This window comes from Ramlibacter lithotrophicus, from assembly GCF_012184415.1.
Lineage (GTDB): Bacteria > Pseudomonadota > Gammaproteobacteria > Burkholderiales > Burkholderiaceae_C > Ramlibacter > Ramlibacter lithotrophicus.
Map to the genome: position 1 here is coordinate 1 of NZ_VTOX01000023.1, position 1,177 is coordinate 1,177.

Annotated in this window: 1 protein-coding gene; it reads left to right on the top strand. The window is 65.8% G+C overall.

Annotated elements, in window-relative coordinates; all coding sequences use genetic code 11:
• Positions 1 to 2: 2 nt before the first annotated feature.
• On the top strand, positions 3 to 1,177 hold a 1,175-nt coding region (gene tuf, locus RAMLITH_RS25440), incomplete at its 3' end, for an elongation factor Tu (RefSeq protein WP_168110275.1).

The window sequence follows — 1,177 nt, forward strand, 5'->3', positions numbered from 1 at the left end:
AAATGGCAAAAGGAAAATTCGAGCGCACCAAGCCGCACGTCAACGTTGGCACCATCGGCCACGTGGACCACGGCAAGACCACGCTGACGGCGGCGATCACCTCGGTGCTGGCTTCCAAGTTCGGCGGCGAAGCCAAGGCCTACGACCAGATTGACGCGGCTCCGGAAGAAAAGGCGCGCGGCATCACGATCAACACCGCGCACGTGGAGTACGAGACCAAGGCTCGCCACTACGCGCACGTGGACTGCCCCGGCCACGCCGACTACGTCAAGAACATGATCACCGGCGCCGCCCAGATGGACGGCGCCATCCTGGTGGTGTCGGCCGCCGACGGCCCGATGCCCCAGACGCGCGAGCACATCCTGCTGGCCCGCCAGGTGGGCGTGCCCTACATCATCGTGTTCCTGAACAAGTGCGACATGGTCGACGACGCCGAGCTGCTCGAGCTGGTCGAGATGGAAGTGCGCGAACTGCTGAGCAAGTACGAGTTCCCCGGCGACGACACCCCGATCATCCACGGCAGCGCCAAGCTGGCCATGGAAGGCGACAAGGGCGAGCTGGGCGAGCAGGCCATCATGAAGCTGGCCGACGCGCTGGACAGCTACATTCCCACGCCCGAGCGTGCCATCGACGGCGCGTTCCTGATGCCGGTGGAAGACGTGTTCTCCATCTCCGGCCGCGGCACCGTCGTCACGGGCCGGGTCGAGCGCGGCATCATCAAGGTCGGCGAGGAAATCGAGATCGTCGGCATCAAGCCCACGCTCAAGACCACCTGCACGGGCGTCGAGATGTTCAGGAAGCTGCTGGACCAGGGCCAGGCCGGCGACAACGTCGGTATCCTGCTGCGCGGCACCAAGCGCGAGGAAGTCGAGCGCGGCCAGGTGCTGGCCAAGCCCGGCTCCATCAAGCCGCACACGCACTTCACCGCCGAGGTGTACGTGCTGTCCAAGGACGAGGGCGGCCGTCACACGCCGTTCTTCAACAACTACCGCCCGCAGTTCTACTTCCGCACCACGGACGTGACCGGCGCGATCGAGCTGCCCAAGGACAAGGAAATGGTCATGCCCGGCGACAACGTGACGATCACCGTCAAGCTGATCGCCCCGATCGCCATGGAAGAGGGCCTGCGCTTCGCCATCCGCGAAGGCGGCCGCACCGTGGGCGCCGGCGTCGTTGC